Annotated in this window: 15 protein-coding genes and 1 tRNA gene; 7 read left to right on the top strand and 9 right to left on the bottom strand. The window is 61.9% G+C overall.

Annotation, left to right across the window (positions count from 1 at the left end; genetic code table 11):
* The first annotated feature begins 10 nt into the window (after positions 1-10).
* The 5 genes from EDD52_RS09065 (at position 11) to EDD52_RS09045 (ending at position 7895) form a co-directional block, all read left to right on the top strand.
* Positions 11-1069: a sugar phosphate isomerase/epimerase family protein gene (locus EDD52_RS09065; protein ID WP_132244062.1), complete on the top strand. Its 1059-nt coding sequence runs from the start codon at positions 11-13 to the stop codon at positions 1067-1069.
* Positions 1069-2205, top strand: coding sequence for a Gfo/Idh/MocA family protein (locus EDD52_RS09060; RefSeq protein ID WP_132244060.1), 1137 nt, complete (start codon positions 1069-1071; stop codon positions 2203-2205). The genes EDD52_RS09065 and EDD52_RS09060 overlap by 1 nt, the downstream gene beginning before the upstream one ends.
* 91 nt (positions 2206-2296) lie before the next feature.
* On the top strand, positions 2297-3535 hold the full coding sequence (locus EDD52_RS09055; RefSeq protein WP_132244058.1) for a metallophosphoesterase family protein: 1239 nt from the start codon (positions 2297-2299) through the stop codon (positions 3533-3535).
* Entirely contained in the window at positions 3532-6957 is a 3426-nt protein-coding gene (locus EDD52_RS09050) for an ATP-binding protein (RefSeq protein ID WP_132244056.1), read from the top strand. Before EDD52_RS09055 ends, EDD52_RS09050 begins: the two co-directional genes overlap by 4 nt.
* Positions 6958-7067: 110 nt before the next feature.
* A complete protein-coding gene (locus EDD52_RS09045; protein ID WP_132244054.1) occupies positions 7068-7895 on the top strand; it encodes a bifunctional allantoicase/(S)-ureidoglycine aminohydrolase in 828 nt (275 codons plus the stop codon).
* Positions 7896-7952: 57 nt separating this feature from the next.
* Here the strand turns inward: EDD52_RS09045 and EDD52_RS09040 are convergent, their stop codons facing one another.
* Positions 7953-8816, bottom strand: a complete 864-nt coding sequence (locus tag EDD52_RS09040) for an N-formylglutamate amidohydrolase (RefSeq protein WP_132244052.1) — start codon at positions 8814-8816, stop codon at positions 7953-7955.
* A 148-nt stretch (positions 8817-8964) separates the two neighbouring features.
* On the opposite strand from EDD52_RS09040, the gene EDD52_RS09035 reads away from it, so the two are divergent.
* Together EDD52_RS09035 and ykgO are read left to right on the top strand one after the other, a co-directional pair.
* A tRNA-Val gene (locus tag EDD52_RS09035) sits at positions 8965-9039 on the top strand.
* A 78-nt stretch (positions 9040-9117) separates the two neighbouring features.
* The gene (gene ykgO, locus EDD52_RS09030) at positions 9118-9243 is read left to right on the top strand and encodes a type B 50S ribosomal protein L36 (RefSeq protein WP_005850168.1); all 126 of its coding nucleotides are present in this window, start codon (positions 9118-9120) and stop codon (positions 9241-9243) included.
* 358 nt (positions 9244-9601) lie between these two features.
* On the opposite strand, the gene EDD52_RS09025 is transcribed toward ykgO, so the two are convergent.
* The 8 genes from EDD52_RS09025 to EDD52_RS08990 form a co-directional block, all read right to left on the bottom strand.
* Positions 9602-10813, bottom strand: coding sequence for a phenylacetate--CoA ligase family protein (locus EDD52_RS09025; protein WP_132244050.1), 1212 nt, complete (start codon positions 10811-10813; stop codon positions 9602-9604).
* A 37-nt stretch (positions 10814-10850) separates the two neighbouring features.
* Positions 10851-11675: an ABC transporter ATP-binding protein gene (locus EDD52_RS09020; protein WP_132244048.1), complete on the bottom strand. Its 825-nt coding sequence runs from the start codon at positions 11673-11675 to the stop codon at positions 10851-10853.
* 69 nt (positions 11676-11744) lie between these two features.
* Positions 11745-13037 carry an ABC transporter substrate-binding protein gene (locus EDD52_RS09015; RefSeq protein ID WP_132244046.1) on the bottom strand — a complete coding sequence of 431 codons (1293 nt, stop codon included), beginning with the start codon at positions 13035-13037 and terminating at the stop codon, positions 11745-11747.
* A gap of 53 nt (positions 13038-13090) precedes the next feature.
* Entirely contained in the window at positions 13091-14167 is a 1077-nt protein-coding gene (locus EDD52_RS09010) for a branched-chain amino acid ABC transporter permease (protein ID WP_132244044.1), read from the bottom strand.
* A 66-nt stretch (positions 14168-14233) separates the two neighbouring features.
* Positions 14234-14479, bottom strand: coding sequence for a hypothetical protein (locus EDD52_RS09005; protein WP_132244042.1), 246 nt, complete (start codon positions 14477-14479; stop codon positions 14234-14236).
* Between the two features lie 73 nt (positions 14480-14552).
* Positions 14553-15506: a branched-chain amino acid ABC transporter permease gene (locus tag EDD52_RS09000; RefSeq protein ID WP_132244040.1), complete on the bottom strand. Its 954-nt coding sequence runs from the start codon at positions 15504-15506 to the stop codon at positions 14553-14555.
* A gap of 94 nt (positions 15507-15600) precedes the next feature.
* Entirely contained in the window at positions 15601-16356 is a 756-nt protein-coding gene (locus tag EDD52_RS08995; protein WP_132244144.1) for an ABC transporter ATP-binding protein, read from the bottom strand.
* A 145-nt stretch (positions 16357-16501) separates the two neighbouring features.
* Positions 16502-18511: an AMP-binding protein gene (locus EDD52_RS08990; RefSeq protein ID WP_132244038.1), complete on the bottom strand. Its 2010-nt coding sequence runs from the start codon at positions 18509-18511 to the stop codon at positions 16502-16504.
* Positions 18512-18651 lie beyond the last annotated feature (140 nt).

The following is an 18651-nucleotide window of genomic DNA, read 5'->3' as shown; positions in this document are numbered from 1 at the left end:
AGGATTGCCCATGCCCACCACGATGAAAGGCCCCGCGCTGTTCCTTGCCCAGTTCGCCGGTGACGCAGCACCGTTCAACAGTCTTGAGGCCATCACGAAATGGGCCGCTGGACTGGGCTACAAGGGGGTGCAGATCCCCACGTTTGATGCGCGGCTCTTTGACCTCGACAAAGCCGCGGGCAGCCAGACCTATTGCGACGAGGTCAAGGGGATCTGCGCCGATGCGGGCGTTGAAATCACAGAGCTTTCGACCCATCTGCAGGGCCAGCTTGTGGCGGTGAACCCCGCCTATGACGCGGCCTTTGACGCCTTTGCGCCCGCCTCCGTCCACGGCAACCCCAAGGCGCGGCAGGCCTGGGCGGTGGACCAGATGACCAAGGCTGCCAGGGTCAGCCGGATGCTGGGTCTTGATACCACTGTCAGCTTCACCGGATCGCTGGCATTCCCGTTTCTCTACCCCTGGCCGCAGCGCCCCGAAGGTCTGATCGAGGAAGCGTTTGCCGAGCTTGCCCGTCGCTGGAAGCCGATCCTTGACGTTTACGACGAGAACGGCGTCGACATCGGGTACGAAATCCACCCCGGCGAGGACGTGTTTGACGGCGCGACATATGAAATGTTTCTCGAGGCCGTGGGCAACCACACCCGTGCCCGGATCAACTATGATCCGTCGCATTTCCTGCTGCAGCAGATGGATTATCTGGCTTTCATCGACATCTATCACGAACGCATCTGCGCCTATCACGTCAAGGATGCCGAGTTTAACCCCGATGGGCGTCAGGGCGTTTTTTCTGGCTATCAGCCCTGGCTGAACCGCGCCGGACGGTTCCGCAGCCTTGGCGACGGACAGGTCGATTTCGCGGGCATCTTTTCAAGGCTCGCGACGCATGGATATGACAGCTGGGCGGTGCTGGAATGGGAATGCTGCCTGAAAAGCCCCGAACAGGGCGCGGCCGAAGGTGCACCGTTCATCGCGCGCCATATCATCGAAACCACGGACAAGGCGTTTGACGATTTCGCAGGCGGCGAAACCGATATGGGCGCTATCCAGAAGATGCTGGGGATCTCGTGATGGAACGTTTGCGGCTTGGCATGGTCGGTGGCGGTCAGGGCGCCTTTATCGGGGGCGTCCATCGCATCGCCGCCCGGATCGACGGGCAATGGGATCTGGTCGCAGGCGCGCTTAGCTCTGACGCGGGGCGCGCGGCCGCGTCCGCCGCTGAACTGGGCATCGCGGCCGACCGCTCCTATGCGGATTTCCAACAGATGGCGGAGGCCGAGGCGGCGCGCGCGGATGGCATCCACGCCGTGGCCATCGTCACGCCCAACCACATGCATGCCGCCCCCGCCGTGGCCTTTCTGCGCGCGGGCATTCACGTGATCTGCGACAAGCCTCTGGCCGCCACCTCCGAACAGGCCTCAGAGATCGCGCAAGCCGTGCGCGAGAGCGGCAAGCAGTTCATCCTGACCCACAACTACACAGCCTACCCGCTGATCCGTCAGGCGCAGGCGATGGTCGCGGCAGGAGAGCTGGGCGAGATCCGCGTCGTGCAGGTGGAATATGCGCAGGACTGGCTGACCGAAGAGGCGCATAACAAACAGGCCGACTGGCGCACCGATCCGGCACGCTCTGGCGCGGGTGGCTGTGTGGGGGACATCGGCACCCATGCCTTCAACCTTGCCAGCTTTGTCACCGGGCTGGAGGCCACGTCGCTTGCCGCGGATCTGGAGGCATTTGTTCCCGGCCGCAAAGTCGATGACAATGTGCATGTAATGTTGCGGTTCAAGGGCGGCGCCAAGGGGATGCTTTGGGCCAGTCAGGTTGCTGTGGGCAATGAAAACGCCCTGCGCCTGCGTGTGCATGGCACCAGGGGCGGGCTGGACTGGTCGCAGGAAAACCCCAACCAGATGAGCTTTACCCGGTTTGGCAAGCCCAAACAGATCCTGACAAGAGGCGGGGCGGGTGCGAATGATACGGGCCTGCGCACCACCCGTATCCCCCCCGGCCATCCCGAAGGCTATCTGGAAGGCTTTGCCACGCTTTATTCCGAGGCCGCGCATCTGATCCGCCACGCTGATTTCGGCACCCCCTTGCCCGAAGGCGTCCATGCCCCCACGATCGAGGACGGGCTGGACGGCATGCGCTTCATTGCGGCCTGCATCGCGTCGTCAAAGGCGGATGCGGCGTGGACCTCGCTCGCGCGCTGACTTAAGGCTTGATTGCACGAAGCGGCCGGGCAAATCGCCCGATTGCAAATCCGCGCGGCGTGAACAAGACTGCGCCGCGAAAGAGGCCTGCGTGATCAAGCTATTACATACCGCTGACATCCATCTCGACTCGCCGCTGAAATCGCTGGCGCTGCGTGATCCGGATCTGCGCGACCGCGTGCAGGCCGCCACACGCGGCGCGTTCACCCGTATCGTCGACACGGCGCTGGACGAAGATGTGTCGGGTCTGTTGATCGCAGGCGATCTTTACGACGGTGCCGCCCGCAGTGCCCGGACGGCTGCTTTTTTGACCGCTCAATTCGACCGGCTACGCGAGGCGGGCATTCCCGTCTTCCTGATCAAGGGCAACCACGACGCCGAGAATCCCATCACCGGAGAGGTCGCGCTACCCGACAACGTGCATGTCTTCGGCGGGCGCGGCGGCTGCGTGCAGTTGGGTGATCGCGACATCTGGATCCACGGCGTCAGCTTCAGCGGCCGCCATGCGCCCGAAAGCCTTCTGCCGAAATTCTCTCCCCCCGTTGCAGGCGCGGTCAATATTGCGCTACTGCACAGCTCTTTGGCGGGCGCATCGGGTCATGACACCTATGCCCCCTGCACGGTGGCAGAGCTTTCCGCCATGGGCTTTGATTACTGGGCGCTTGGGCATATTCACAAACGACAGGTACATGCCGAGGCGCCGTGGGTCGTCATGCCCGGCACCCCGCAGGGCCGCGATATCGGCGAGCCGGGTGCGCAAAGCGCCACTTTGCTTTCCATCGATGATGGCCGGATCACGGTTACCAAGGTGCCCAGCTCTCAGGTTGAATTTCTGCGGCTGGACGTGGACGCGACGCGGTGCAAGGACGAAGATGCCTTACGGGCGCGTTTGCGCCGCGCGCTGCGGGAGGCCGCCGAAACGCTCGGATCGGACACAGGGATTGTCCGGCTCCGGCTGGCGGGCACATTCGCTCGGCGCTGGCAGGTAGAGCGGGACCGCGACACCTGGGAAGAGATGATCACAGGCATGGCGCGGGAAACCGGATCTCTCTGGCTTGATAAGCTGGAGATCGCGTTGAGTGATCCGGCCGGCCGTACCCCCGATGGCAGCGCCACTGCAGAGCTTGCGACGCTGATGCAGTCAATTCGCACCGAACCCGGTTTTGCCGCCACGATGGAGGCGAAACTGGCAGAGGTCTTGTCCGACCTGCCCCCCCATCTGCGCGCAGCCCTAGCGCCCGACGAAAAATCCGCGACAGAGCTTGCCCATCGTCTTGCCGAAGACGGCGCGCGCATCGTCGAGGCCGCCATGAAGGGGGCATCGGAATGATCCGGATCCGGCGGCTTGATCTTGATTTCTTCGGGCAGTTTTCGGGCAAGTCCTATGATTTCGGCCCACGTCCGCAAGGCACCCCCGATTTCCACCTGATCCACGGCCCAAACGAGGCCGGCAAGACCACCACGATGGAAGGCTTCCTGCGTCTGCTATACGGCTTTCCGCGTCGTGAGCCTTATGCCTTTCAGCACGACCGCAAGACGCTGCGAGTTTCGGCGGTGCTTGAGAATGGTGACGGTGAACGCGCCTTCACGCGGCTGCCCACGCGGGGCGCGAACCTTGTCGATCCAGCAGGTCAGCCGTTGCCGGAACAGGCCCTGTCCGCCCATCTGGGCGGGCTAGGGCAAGAGGATTATCGCAACCTGCTTTGCCTTGACGACGAAACGATAGAGCGTGGCGGCGAGGAGATCGCCAGCGCCAAGGGGGATATCGGGCGGTTGCTGTTTTCCGCCGCGGCGGGGATCAGTGACCTGACTGGCGTGCTCGGCTCTGTCCGCGACCGCGCCGATGCGCTTTACAAGAAGCGCAGCAGCAAGACCCGGATGGCAGAGCTGCGCGCCGAGATGAAGGAGATTGACCGCCGCATCCGCGAGGAGGACATCAGCGCCAGCGCCTATCGGTCCTTGCGGCAAGCGCGCGACACGGCCCTTAGAGACGAGGAAACGATCAAGCAGGAGCGCGAAGGTGTGGCGCAGGCGCTGGCCACAACGCGCACGCGACAGGCAGCCCTGCCCCTGCTGGCAGAAATCGACAGGCTGGAGACCTTCATCGACGCCCATCCGGGCTTTCCGGAACGGCTGGACATCGATCCCGAAGATCTGGTGGCCATGCTGAGCGATCACAGCCGGGCCGAGGCAGACATCACGCGCCTGGGCGCCGAGATCGACAAGCTGACCGAAACGGCAGAGGGCATCACCCGACATCCCGAAGACCTTGCACTTATGCCAAGGCTGGAGCGTCTGGACGATCTGCGCAGCCGCTATGTGACCGCCGAGAAAGACCTGCCCAAACGGCGGGCCTCACTTGCGGAGGTGACGGCGGATATGGCGCGCGCCGCGCGGGATCTGGGGGCACCGGACGATCTTGATCCGGGGGTGCTGGTGGTGCCTCAGAAAACGCTCGACCAGTTGGAAGCCCTGCGCGACACGCTTCGCGAAGCGCGGCGCGCAACCAAGGCTGCAATCGAAGAGCTGGCGCAGGATGACGAAAGGCTCGCTGCCGCGCGGGACGCGCAAGACGCCGATGCGGATCATGCAGACCCGGATATCGGCGCGATACTGGACCGGTTTTCCGCAGATACCCTGGCACAACGGCATGCCGCCGCAACCCAGGCCGTGGCCGGGGCTGAGCGGCAAGTGGCAGAGGCGCGCGATGCGCTTTTCCTCAAAGGACAGCGCTTTGCCGAACTGCCGGTTTGCCCGCTTGCGCCCGAAGAGGTCGCCCAGCTGGCAGAGACCCATGCTCAGCTTGACAGCGATATGCGTCGGCTGGAGGCTGCGATCAGCGATCTGAAGACCGAGGCCGCCGATATCGCCGCCCAAATCACGAGCCTTGACGCCACCGGCACTCTTCCGGGCGATGATGCCGCGCAGGCCATGATGGCAGAGCGTGACATGCTCTGGCAGCGCCACCGGACAGAGTTGACCGCAAAGACGGCGGATCTGTTCGAAACGGCGATGCGTCAGGTCGATGATGCGGCGCAGACGCGGCTCGACCGGGCGCGCGATCTGGGGCATCTGCGTGAATTGGCCGAAACGGTAGGCCGGATTGAACGCCGCAAGACGAAAGCTGCCGAAGAGCGCAATTCAAGAATGGCGGAGCGTGACGCGGCCGCACAAGAGCTGACTGCGGCGGCACGGGCCTGCGGAATATCGGCTCCTGTCCTCGCACCGGGTTTTGCAGCATGGGTCCAGCGGCTGGCAGAAGCGCACGCGGCCCAACAGCGGCTGGAGCGTATTCGCGCGGAACACGCCCCCGTCTTCGATCAGGCCGCGGGATTAAGCGACGCGCTGGCGCCGCATCTTGACCTCGTCAATGCCGACTTCGCAACGCTTCTTGCCGCCGCCCGGCGCAAGGCCGAAGAGGCGCGCGAACGGCAGGCGGCGGTACGTTCCGCCCGCGAGCGGATAAAAACGCTGGAAGCGGCGCGCGACCGGCAAAAAAACAAGCTGCTGACCAGTCAGGAGGCGGAAGCAGCCGCGCTGTCCGCTTGGCAAGAGGCGTTGGACGCCGCGCTTGGCGACACACTCACGACAGATGCCGATCTGCTCCCCCTCGCCCCGTTGCGAAAACTGCGCGAGCTGGACCAGCCGCGTGCCAGCCTCACCCGACAAATCAAGGCGATGGAAGCCGATCAGGACGCGTTCACGACAGAGGTTATCGCGCTCACCGGCGCAACCGAGCTGTCCGATCCGCTTGCCGCCTTTTCGGCCCTTCGCGACCAAGCGGATGCGGCACGCAAGGCCGAAGACCAGCATACGCAAGTCGCTGACGGCATCCGGCAGCGCCAAGAGGCGCTGAACGAAGCCCGGCAACGCCTGAACGAGATCGCATCACGGCATCGGGACCTCGCGGCCGTTTTCCCGGCGACTGCCGCCACCGACACATTGCAAGATCTGCGCAAGGCGGTCGCACTTGCCCGCGAACTGATCGAGGCACGGCGTGAGCGCGACAAGCATCTGGCCCGGCTTTGCACGACGCTGGATGTGTCTGATCTGGACGCCGCGCGCCGCGCCTTGGCGGATCACACGGTGGCGGGGCTGGACGCCCGCATGATGGAGTTGCAGAGCGATCTTGACGCGGCCGAGGGTCGGTATCACGCGGCCATCGCCGCGCGCAGTGCCGCCGACCGCGATTTGACGGCTGTCACCGGTGATGCGGACATCGCACTGCTGACTGAGCGCAAGGCGACGGTCGAGCTTGAAATGCAGGAGGTTGCGCTGGACTTCCTGAAGCTACAGCTTGGCCACACGCTGGCCGAAGAGGCGATCCGCCGCTACCGGGATGTGCATCGCAGCGGCATGATGAAAGCCACCGAAACAGCCTTTGCAGAGCTGACCAACGGCGCCTACACGCGGCTTCTGACCCAGCCGGACGGCAATGCAGAGGTCTTGATCGCGCTTGATCCGGCAGGCAATTCGAAACAGGCGCAGGACATGTCCAAGGGCACGCGATTTCAGCTGTACCTTGCGCTGCGGGCAGCCGCCTATGAACAGCTGACGCAACAGGGCACCGTGCTGCCGTTCTTCTGCGACGACATCTTTGAAACATTCGACGAGGACCGCACCCGCGCTGCCTGCCACCTGATGGCGCGGATCGGGCGGTCCGGGCAGGCGATTTATCTGACGCATCACCGTCACGTCGTGGATATCGCGCGCGAGGTCTGCGGCGACGGGCTGTGCGTGCACGAGATCTAGCCCTCCGCGCGTCGCTTGGTTTATAGCAACATTCTGCCTCACGGCCGATGATGGCGATCCGCGAAACACCCGCCCACCCGATGGGCCACCAGACAGGAACGAGGAACCGAATGACTGGCAGCTACTACGCCCCGAAGGGTGGCCTTCCCGGACAAGAGCAACTTTTGACCGACCGGGCCATGTTCACCGATGCCTATGCCGTCATCCCGAAGGGCACGATGCGGGACATCACCACCAGCTTCCTGCCGTTCTGGGACAAGACGCGGCTGTGGGTGATCTCTCGCCCGCTCAGCGGATTTGCCGAGACGTTCTCGCAGTATATCATGGAAGTCGCACCGGGCGGCGGCTCTGACCGGCCCGAGGCGGATGCAGAGGCCCAGAGCGTGCTTTTCGTTGTCGAAGGCCGCGCAACGCTGGAGGTTGAGGGTAACACGCATGTTCTTGAACCCGGCGGTTATGCCTACCTGCCGCCCGCCAGCACATGGTCGCTGTTCAACAAGGGTTCTGAGACACTGCGCTTTCACTGGATCCGCAAGGCCTATCAACGGGTTGAAGGGCTGGACCTTCCCGATGTGATCGTCGCGAACGAACAGGACATTGCCCCCACCGAAATGCCCGGAACAGATGGCAGATGGGCCACAACGAGGTTTGTCGATACGGCGGATCTGCGGCACGACATGCATGTCACCATCGTAACGTTCCAGCCGGGCGGGGTGATCCCCTTCCCTGAAACACATGTGATGGAACACGGGCTTTACGTGCTGGAGGGCAAGGCCGTCTACCGGCTCAACCAGGACTGGGTCGAGGTCGAGGCGGGCGATTACATGTGGCTGCGCGCGTTTTGTCCGCAGGCCTGCTATGCTGGTGGGCCCGGCCCGTTCCGCTACCTTCTGTACAAGGATGTGAACCGACACATGCCGCTGCGCCTGGGGCGGTAGCAGCTTGCGCTCAGGGCACGGTGCGCGCCGGACAGGCCACAACGCCCGCGCGGGTCGTCATTCGGCGGCGAGAGGTCGCTCCATCGCCTGTCCGATGGACGCGATTTCTGAAATGACGCCGCGCAACAATCTGCGGAAATCGTGGAAGTTGCTGTTCGGCCGGATCGACTTTTCATCCATGTAGATCGCGCGGTCGATCTCGATCTGTACGGCGTGCTGCATCCGGGCGGGACGTCCGTAATGCTGCGTGATGAAGGCCCCTGCAAACGGTGCATTGCGGGCCACCCTCAGCCCTGCAGAAACGAAGGCGGCTTCGATCCTGTCGACAACCTCGCCATCGGCCGAAGCACCAAACCGGTCGCCCAGCACGATCTCGGGCGGTGGGGAGCCAATTCTGGTCATGTTGTCCACAGCCTCATGCGGCATGGAGTGGCAATCTACCAGAACCGAAAGCCCGAATTGCACATGCGCCTGATCAAGCAACGATTGCAACTGCGCATGGTAGGGCTGCCAATAGCGGTTCAGCCGGCGATGCGCTTCCGTCAACGGCAACTTGCCGCGATAGATCGCGCGCCCATTGCCCACGACCCTTGGCAACACGCCAAGCCCGGACGCGACACGCGGGTTGTGGACCGTCCGCCGCACCCCTTCGATCAGTGCGGGATCAAGCTCGTCCGCGCTGCGGTTGTAGTCGATGAAGGCACGCGGGGCGCCGGCTTTCAGCAAGGGCGCGCCGAATTGCGGCGCACATTCGAACAGCCGGTCGACATAGGCATCTTCCGAGGTGCGAATCGAATGCTCGTCCAGCTCGGTGCCGCGCAGAAACGACCACGGATAGTCCCGGCCGCTATGCGGAGACGCGAAGACCACGCAGGATGTGCGTGCTTCGGGGGGCATGACATGGTAGGCGACCTTGGGCATTCGTACTCCTCCGGACATTATCATAGCCCGGAATCGCAGGATGCCAAAAGCCCCTTGATCTTGCCAGCGACTCCTTTTAAAGACCCCTCTACCGGCGCGGACCCCCGCGCCCCATTCTTTTGGGGCAGAGAATTTGCGACGGTTTCATGGGCGGTTAGCTCAGCGGTAGAGCACTACGTTGACATCGTAGGGGTCACTGGTTCGATCCCAGTACCGCCCACCATGAATTCATCGCCACCGTGCAAACGGCGGCACCCGTAACCAAAGGCGCTTGCGCGCCGCGACGTCAGGAGAAGGCCCCATGAAGGTCAGAAACTCGCTCCGCTCGCTCAAGAACCGCCACCGGGATTGCCGTGTGGTGCGTCGCAAGGGCCGCGTGTACGTTATCAACAAGACCCAGCGACGGTTCAAAGCCCGTCAGGGTTGAACATTGCTTTGCGCCCCCCTTGCGGGGACTTGCGAAAAGGCCGCCCCTGATCGGGCGGCCTTTTTCGTGTTTGCGGTTTGATTCGGGACAGCAAGCGACGGTTTTGTTACGCCCCCGCTAATCACCCGCAGCCATGCTCTCGCCCTCTCTACCCCTGAACCGGTCGCGGTGATGCGGCTGATGCGTTGTAAATTGAGTATCTTGCACGGGAAATAATCGCCGAGGACGCCAGCCGCTACGACATCATTCCGCCCGAAGCGGATTTGATTCGATCAGTACGCGACTGCCGGACATTCCGATTACACGCGGCCCCCACACAGCGGATGAGAATTGGGCACCTCCACAAGCTCCGAAAAGCTCAGTCATACACCCGCTGGTCGTCGATCACTTTGCCGTCGTTGGGAAGGCTCCCCTTCGCGACAATCTCTATCTGGCCCTTCAGCTTCAGCACTTCGGCCACCGATTTCGCGTAATGCTCGGCATTGGGCGCATCGCTTTCCAGCTGCACGGTCATCACGTCCATCTCGCCTTCGCGGGTGGCGATGACGCGGGCGCGGTTGATCTCGGCGTGTTTGGCAACAAGCGCCGCAACCTGTTCTGGGCGCACGAACATGCCCTTGATCTTGGTGGTCTGATCGGCCCGGCCCATCCAGCCCTTGATGCGGGTGTTGGTGCGGCCACACGGGCTGGCACCGTCCATGACCGCCGACAGATCGCCCGTGGCAAAGCGGATCAGCGGATAATCGGGGTTGAGCGTCGTGACCACGACCTCGCCCACCTCACCCGGCGCGACAGGATCACCGGTGCCGGGGCGCACGATTTCGACCAGCACGCCTTCGTCCACGATCATACCCTCTTGCGCAGGGCTTTCATAAGCGATGTTGCCCAGATCCGCCGTGGCATAGCATTGCAGGCAGGTGATGCCCCTGTCCGCGTAATAGGACCGCAGCGACGGGAACAGCGCACCGCCACCGACAGCCGCGCGGGTGAAGGCCACTGGCAGGCCCATCTCGTCCATCTTCTCCAGAATCACCTTCAGGTAATCGGGCGTCCCGGCATAGGCGGTGCAGCCGATCTCTGCCGCGGCAACCGCCTGCAGCTCGGTCTGGCCCGTGCCGGCGGGCAGGACAGTCGCACCCACTGCGCGCGCGCCATTCTCAAAAATCATGCCCGCTGGCGTCAGGTGATAGCCAAAGCAGTTCTGCACGATATCCTCCTGGCCGATCCCGCAGGCATGCAGGAAGCGGCCCATGCGCCACCAGTCATGGCTGGTCATGCCCGGTTCGTAGATCGGCCCGGGAGACTGAAATACATGGTGGAAAGAGCTGACCGGTCCGGCCAGCCCGCCAAACGCGCGCGTCTGCTGCTTTTCCGCCAATGCCGCCTTGCGCAGCACCGGCAGCGCCGCCAGATCAGCGAGGGAGGTTACGCTTGCCGCGTCCACCCCGCCCAGCAAATCTTCATACCCTGGCAAAGCCTGCGCGCGGGCGATTTGCCTTGGCAGCGCGTCGGCGATGGCGCTTGCCCTTGCGTCGGCACTCCGCGTTTCCAGATCGTCAAAAAAGCCCATTGCGTCCCTCATCCTCGATGCGGCCCGAAAACCCGGCTCATGCCAGCCACCGTTTCCGGCGGCGGTAGCTGCGGACGTCGCGGAAGGATTTGCGGCCTTCGTCGGACATGCCCAGATAGAATTCCTTGACGTCCGGGTTCTCGCGCAGCTCTGCTGCGGGGCCGTCCATCACCACGCGACCGCTTTCCAAAATGTACCCGTAATGGGCAAAGCGCAGCGCCACGTTGGTGTTCTGCTCGGCCAGAAGAAAGCTGACGCCCTCGTTCTCGTTCACCGATTTCACGATGCCGAAAATCTGCTCGACCAGCTGCGGTGCCAACCCCATCGAGGGTTCGTCCAGCAAGATCGTCTCGGGCCTGCTCATCAGCGCGCGACCGATGGCGCACATCTGCTGCTCACCGCCGGAGGTATAGCCCGCCTGCGATTTGCGGCGCTCCTTGAGACGCGGAAAATAGGTGTAGACCATCTCCAGATCCTGCTCGACCGCGGCCCTGCCATCGCGGCGGGTATAGGCGCCGGTCATCAGGTTTTCCTCGACCGTCAGGTGTTCGAAACAGTGGCGGCCTTCCATCACCTGGATGACGCCCTTGCGGACCAGCTCTGCCGGATCGCGGTCCTGAACGCTCTCTCCGCGGTAGATGATCGACCCCTTGGTCACCTCGCCGCGTTCTGAATGCAGCAGGTTGGAAATCGCCTTGAGCGTCGTTGTCTTGCCCGCGCCATTCCCGCCCAGAAGGGCAGTGATGCCCCCTTTCGGTACCGACAGGGACACGCCTTTCAGAACGAGGATCACGTGATTGTAGATCACCTCGATATTGTTGACCTCAAGAAGCGTCTCTTGCGTGTTTTCGGCGTCCAGCATGGGTCTTTTTCTCTTCCATACGTTTGTGGTTCCCGTCGGCGGGCCACGCCGCCGCCGGGACAGGGGCGCTTAGCCCTCACAGTCTTCGTTGACCGGCCACGGCGCGTTTGCGTCCGCATATTCCCCGGCGCTGGAGGCGATCAGCTCGGCATAGTTGTCGACATTGGGCGACAGGTGGTCAGAGACCTTCACGAACTTCGCGCCGTCCCATTCCAGCATCCAGCCGCCGGAATGCCCGGTGTGGTTGGAACAGGATGTCGCGAATGGCGGCACCATGCCGTCAAGACCCAGCTCGGCGATACGCTCTTCGGTCATGTTGATGTTTTCCAGACCCCAGCGCAGCTGCGACGCGGTGATCTGCGGTGTCCCGAATTCGGCCTGTGCGGCAGTGATGCCTTCGGCGAGGATTGCAGAGATGATGATCCCGCGCGAATAGAACACGCCGGACATTTCCTCTTCGTTGGACTGGGTGTTCCCTGCATCAACGACATGCTTCTTGATGTCGGCCATGACGGGCGCATCCGGGTTAGGGAAGGACCAGCTGATCGATTTGTAGCCCTTGCCGTCCTCGCCCACGATCTTCAGATCAGCATCATGCCCGGCCCACCAGACGCCCAGCATGTTCTCCATCGGGAACTTGGTTTTCACCGCTTCGGTGATGGCGCCCGCATTCATCGCACCCCATCCCCACATCACAACGTAATCGGGACGCTCGCGACGGATTTGCAGCCATTGCGCGGACTGGTTCTGCATCTCTTTCAGACCAACCGGGATCGGTACCAGCTCAAAGCCCTTTTGTTCTGCCATCGCCTCCAGCAGGGGGAGCGGCTCTTTGCCGTAGGGGTGGTCCAGATGCAGGAAGGCGATCTTCTTGCCGTCCAGCGATCCTTGCCCTTCGATATATTGCAGGATCATGTCGGCCGCGTCCCAATAGCCCGACGGCGTGTTGAACGCCCACTGGAAAACCTTGCCATCCGCCATCGGAGAGAAGCCGTAGCCGGGTGCCAGGATCGGGATTTCATCCACGTTGGTCTTGGGCAGCACCTGAAGCGTGATGCCGGTGGACCAGGGTTGGGTCACGATCGCCTTGCCCTTGGTTTTCTCGTAGCACTCCACGCCTTTTTCGGTGGAATAGCCGGTCTCGCATTCCTCGAAGTCGATGATTGCGCCGCCGATGCCCCCGTCACGCGCATTCAGCATGGACATGTAATCGGCCTGCCCGTTCATCAGCGGAATGCCGGTGGCCGCGAAGGGACCAGTCCGATAGCTGAGGTTCGGCGCGTACAGACCTTCGGCAAATGCGGCCGAGGCGCCAAGCGAGGCAACCACCGCGGCAGCCGCCAGTCTTGTGAATTGTTTCATTTGTTTTCCTCCCATTGGATGTCTTCAAGTCTTGGTTTCTTGGGCCGTCCCGATCAGTAGGGGAACGGCCAGATGATCAGCTTTTCCCGGATCAGCGCCCAAAGCCGTGCCAGACCGTGTGGCTCGATGATCAGGAAAAAGATAATGAGCGACCCGATGATCATGATGTTCAGATGTTCGACCATCGCGGATGAGACAGGGATGCCTAACGCTTGCGGCAGGGTGTTCAGAACCACCGGCAGCCCGACGATCAGGATCGCGCCAAGGTAGTTGCCAAGGATGGAACCCAGCCCCCCGATGATGGCAATGAAAAGGATACGGAAGCTCAGGGGGATGTCGAAAAGGTTCGGCTCTGCCGCCCCGCGCCACATGAAGACGAACAGCGCGCCGGCCACCCCGACGATATAGGACGACACCATGAAGGCGGTCAGCTTGGATTTCATCAGGTTGATGCCGATCAGCTCTGCCGCGATGTCCATGTCGCGCGTGGCCTTCCACGTCCGGCCAAGGTTGCCACGGGTCAGGTTGATGCATAGCACCGTCAGCAGCGTCACGATCCCCAGAACGACGAAATATTGCACCATGCTGTCGGCCTGTGGCCCGGCGATGTAAACCCCGAACATCTGCAGGTTCGGCACCTGGATCGCCCCCGATGCGTTGTAATTGTATAGCCAGGCCCATTTTTCGAACAGCCAGACCAGAAAGAACTGCGCGGCAAGCGTCGCAATCGCCAGGTAGAAGCCCTTGATCCGCAGGCTTGGGATGCCAAAGGCCACGCCAACGCCTGCGCTGAAAACCCCCGACAACAGGATCGCCACGACCGGGTTCATCCACGGCATGATCGTGACCATCTTGTAGCAGGCATAGGCGCCCACACCCATGAAGGCCGCGGTCCCAAGGCTAAGCTGCCCGGCATAGCCCGTCAGGATGTTCAGCCCCATTGCCGCCAGCGAATAGATCAGGATCGGGATCAGGAGCGTCTGAAAGGTGAATTCCGAAGCCGTCAGCGGAAACACCACCCAGGCGAAGATCAGGATGATGCCCAGCAGATAGGCATCCTGACGAATCGGAAACAGCGCCTGATCCGCAGTGTAGCTTGTCTTGAATTGTCCTGCCGTTCTGTAAAGCATCCGTCGGTCTCTTTCCTAGTCGGCGCAAATGTGTCGTGCCTGATCCGTTCCTGCGTCAGCCGGGGCCTATCCAGCCATACCCTCGTCAGGGCCCTGTGCGGCCCTGTTTGGGGGTTTGGCGTAACCGGTGCTCTCGGAATGGCGCACCAGCCACATATACGCCCAGAACCCCAGTGCCGCGCCCAGCGCTGCCAGAACAACTGCCGTGATCATATGCCCGGGTGCACCGGGATCGGCTGTTAACGCAAGGTATCCAAACGCCCAGAATCCCGCCCAGGCCACCACGTTCAGTGTTGCAATCAGCTTTGCCAAACCTATTCCACCTTCACCTTTCGTGGGTTAAAGCATTTCCGCCAGAGGCCCCCGAAGGCGCCTCCGGCGATCGCTAAACCCTCTCGATTATACGTTCGCCAAACAGACCCTGTGGGCGGAAAAGCAGCACGATCAGCGCCAGCACGAAAGCGAACCACGTTTCGGTGTTCCCCCCCAGCAGCGGCTGGCCCCAGTAGATCTCGAACAGCTTCTCCAGCATCCCGATCATCAAGCCGCCGATGATCGCGCCAGTTATGGACTCCAGCCCGCCCAGCATCAGGACCGGCAACGCCTTGTAGGCGATCACCTCCAGCGCAAAGCTGACACCCGCCCGCGCGCCCCAGGCAATGCCCGTGACCAGAGCGATGATGCCTGCGATGAACCACACCAGAACCCAGATCGTCTGAAGCGAAATCCCGACCGACAGCGCCGCCTGATGGTCATCCCCCAACGCCCGGATCGCCCGGCCCATGCGGGTCTTGTTGAGAAAGATCAGCAAGCCGATGACCAGCAAGGCCGCCACGATCACCGCGGTGATGTCCTTTTGCTCAAGGATCAGCAGCCCACCGAAGGGTTCAAGCACCACCGAATCCGTGGGAATGCCCAGCTCTTCGGTGATCATCACCTTGTTTTCGCCGCCAAAGATGATCTCGCCCAGCCCGATCAGGAACAGTGTGATCCCGATTGTCGCCATGAAGAGGATGATATCCGGCTGGCCCACCAAGGGTCGCAGAACAACCCGCTCGATCACCACCGCCAGGATAAACATCACCCCCAGCGTCAGCAGGATGCATATCCAGGCAGGCACGCCCATCGCATGCAGCCCGACCAGCGTTAGCGCGGCAAAAACCACCATGATGCCCTGCGCGAAGTTGAAGATCCGGCTCGACCGGTAGATCAGCACGAACCCCAGTGCGATCAGCGCGTAGAGAATGCCAGATACCAGCCCTTCCCACAGCACCTGCATCAGGAAATCCGGCGCCGCGAACATATCTGCAAAGGGCGCGATGAAGATGTCATTCAGCATAGTGGTTCACTCCCCGCCCCGGGCTTGACCCGGGGCCTTCTGCGCCTGGCCCAAAGGTCCCGGGTCAAGCCCGGGACAGGTTGATGAAAATGTGTCAATGCTGCACCCCCAGATAGGCGTCGATGACGTCCTGATTGCTGCGCACCTCGTCGGGCGTGCCGTCACCGATCTTCTTGCCGTAATCCATCACAACGACACGGTCGGAAATATCCATTACCACTCCCATGTCATGCTCGATCAGCGCGATGGTCGTCCCGAACTCGTCGTTCACGTCCAGAATAAAGCGGCTCATGTCCTCTTTCTCTTCGACATTCATCCCCGCCATCGGTTCATCCAGCAGCAGGATCGACGGCTCCGCCGCCAGCGCCCGCGCCAGTTCCACCCGCTTCTTCAGCCCGTAGGGCAGCCGCCCCACCGGGGTCTTGCGAATGCTCTGGATTTCAAGAAAATCGATGACCTCTTCAACCTTCTCGCGGTTGGCGATCTCTTCGTCCCGCGCCTTGCCCCACCACAGCGCCTGAGAGGCTATGCCTGCGTTCATGTGGGTCAACCGCCCGGTCATGACGTTGTCCAGTACCGTCATGCCCTCGAAGAGCGCAATGTTCTGAAACGTCCGCGCCACACCCTGCCGGGCCACCTCAAAAGGTTTCATCGGCGGGCGCTTGGCACCCTTATACCAGACCTCGCCCTCGGACGGCGTGTAAAACCCCGAAATGATGTTCAGCATCGACGACTTGCCCGCGCCGTTCGGCCCGATGATGGCCCGAACCTCACCCTCGCGAATGTCAAAAGAGATGTCCTTGATCGCCACGACCCCGCCGAATTTCAGCGTGATGTTCTTCATCTCCATCAAGACACCACCGATCTGGCGCCCATCCGCAGTGACGTATCCCTCGGTGTCTTTCACCCTACCACTTCCTTGTTGATTGAAACCTTCCGGCAATCGCCAGGCACGGGATGGCGGGTGGGGTGTCGCCGCAGGCGCACGTCACACGTCATTCCGCAGCCATCGCCTTGGGTGCCACCGGCATGACCTTCGCGTCGCGGATCTCCAGCGTTGCCGTGATCTTGCCCTTGCGACCATCCTCATAGGTGACTTCGGTTTCGGTATAGATGCTGCCCGACCCGTCATACAAAGCCTCGACCAGATCACCGAACTTTTCGCCAATGATCTTGCGACGCACCTTGCGCGTCCGTGTCAGCTCGCCATCATCCGCATCCAATTCCTTGTGCAATACAAGGAACCGATGCACCTGGCAGCCAGACAGCATCTCGTCCTGGGCCACGCTCACATTCACCTCTTCGATATGCGCCTGGATCATGTCCAGCACACGGGAATGTCCTGCCAACTCCTGATAAGACGCATAAGCGATGTTGTTGCGCTCGGCCCAGTTGCCCACCGCCGTCAGATCAATGTTGATAAAGGCGCAGCAGCGGTCTCGGCCCGCACCAAACACCACGGCCTCCAGGATGTTGGGATAGAACTTCAGCTTGTTCTCAACATATTTTGGCGCGAACATCGCCCCATCCGCCATGGCGCCCACATCCTTGGCCCGGTCGATGATCCGCAGATGACCCGTGCTCTCTTCGATGAACCCGGCGTCGCCGGTCGCCACCCAGCCCTCGGCATCCTTGGTGTCAGCAGTGGACTCCGCGTTCTTGTAATACTCCACGAACACACCCGGGCTGCGGTAGAAGACCTCGCCACTCTCTGCGATGCGGATCTCCACCCCCGGCGACGGCACGCCCACAGTGTCAGAGCGCACCTGACCATCCGGCTGTTGGGTGATAAAGACCGACGCCTCGGTCTGACCGTAAAGCTGTTTCAGGTTGATGCCCAAAGAGCGGTAGAAATCGAAAATCTCCGGCCCGATCGCCTCGCCCGCCGTATAGCCCACACGGACCTTCGAAAACCCGAGCGTGTTCTTCAGAGGACCGAAAACCAACGCCTCGCCCAGCTTGTAATGCAGGCGATCCAGCAACCCCACAGGTTCGCCGTCAAGGATCCTGGGCCCGACCTTGCGGGCATGGCCCATGAAATGGTGAAACAGCTTCTTCTTGATACTGCCCGCATCCTCCATTCGGATCATGATGCTGGTCAGCTGCGTTTCGAAGACACGCGGCGGCGCGAAATAATAGCTCGGCGCGATTTCTCGCAGATCCGTCATCATCGTCTCGGGGCTTTCGGGGCAGTTCACACAGAACCCCGTCCAATAGGCCTGCCCGATGGAAAAGATGAAATCGCCGACCCATGCCATCGGCAGATAGGCCAGCACCTCGTCATCTGCCCTCAGATGGTCAAACTCGGCCGAGTTCTTAGCCGTTTCAATGATATTGCGGTTGGACAGCACCACGCCCTTGGGCTTGCCTGTCGTGCCCGAGGTGTAAAGCATGACGCAAGTATCGTCATAGCCCTTGCCCGCCTGCCTGCGCGCCAGCTCTGCACTATATTCGTCCCGCGCGGCACGGCCCTGCTCCTGCACATGGCTGAACTGATGCAAATGGCTGTGGTCGTATTTCCGCAGCCCCCGCGGGTCGAGATAGATCATGTGCTCGAACTGATGCAGGCCCTCCTGAATCTCGATCACCTTGTCGACCTGTTCTTGGTCGGCCACGACGACAAAACGCGCACCGCAATGCCCCAGCACGAACTCCATCTCTTCGGCGCTGGCGTCCTGGTAAAGCGGCACCGGCACGGCCCCCACCATCTGCGCCGCGACAATAGACCAGTAAAGATAGGGTCTGTTCCGGCCGATGATGGCGACAAAATCGCCCTCTGCCACACCCAGGTTCAACAACCCCAGTGCCAGCGCCTCGACCTCGTCGGCAGTCTGTGCCCAGGTCCAGCTTTGCCAGATCCCGTATTCCTTTTCGCGATACGCCGGCGCATTCGCATAGGCCGTGGCGTTGCGTCTGAGAAGCGCGGGCACAGAGCGCAAGGCCTCTGTCCCCTCGATCTTGTCTGCCAAAATTATTCCTCCCAAGACCCGGACATTGCCGGGCATGACCGCTTGATGCGATTCTGCCGCCCATTTGGTCAGGCCCCACGCTGAGGGTCAACTTTTTCCTGAACATTTCCCAATTCTTACGAATTGTAACAGGCCCTGAACCGGGCTTTGCGAAGCAGCGGCCGGATGCTAGCCAT

Origin of the sequence: Primorskyibacter sedentarius, assembly GCF_004342065.1 — a bacterium.
Taxonomy (GTDB): domain Bacteria; phylum Pseudomonadota; class Alphaproteobacteria; order Rhodobacterales; family Rhodobacteraceae; genus Primorskyibacter; species Primorskyibacter sedentarius.
This window is presented reverse-complemented; position numbering and strand designations above follow the sequence as displayed.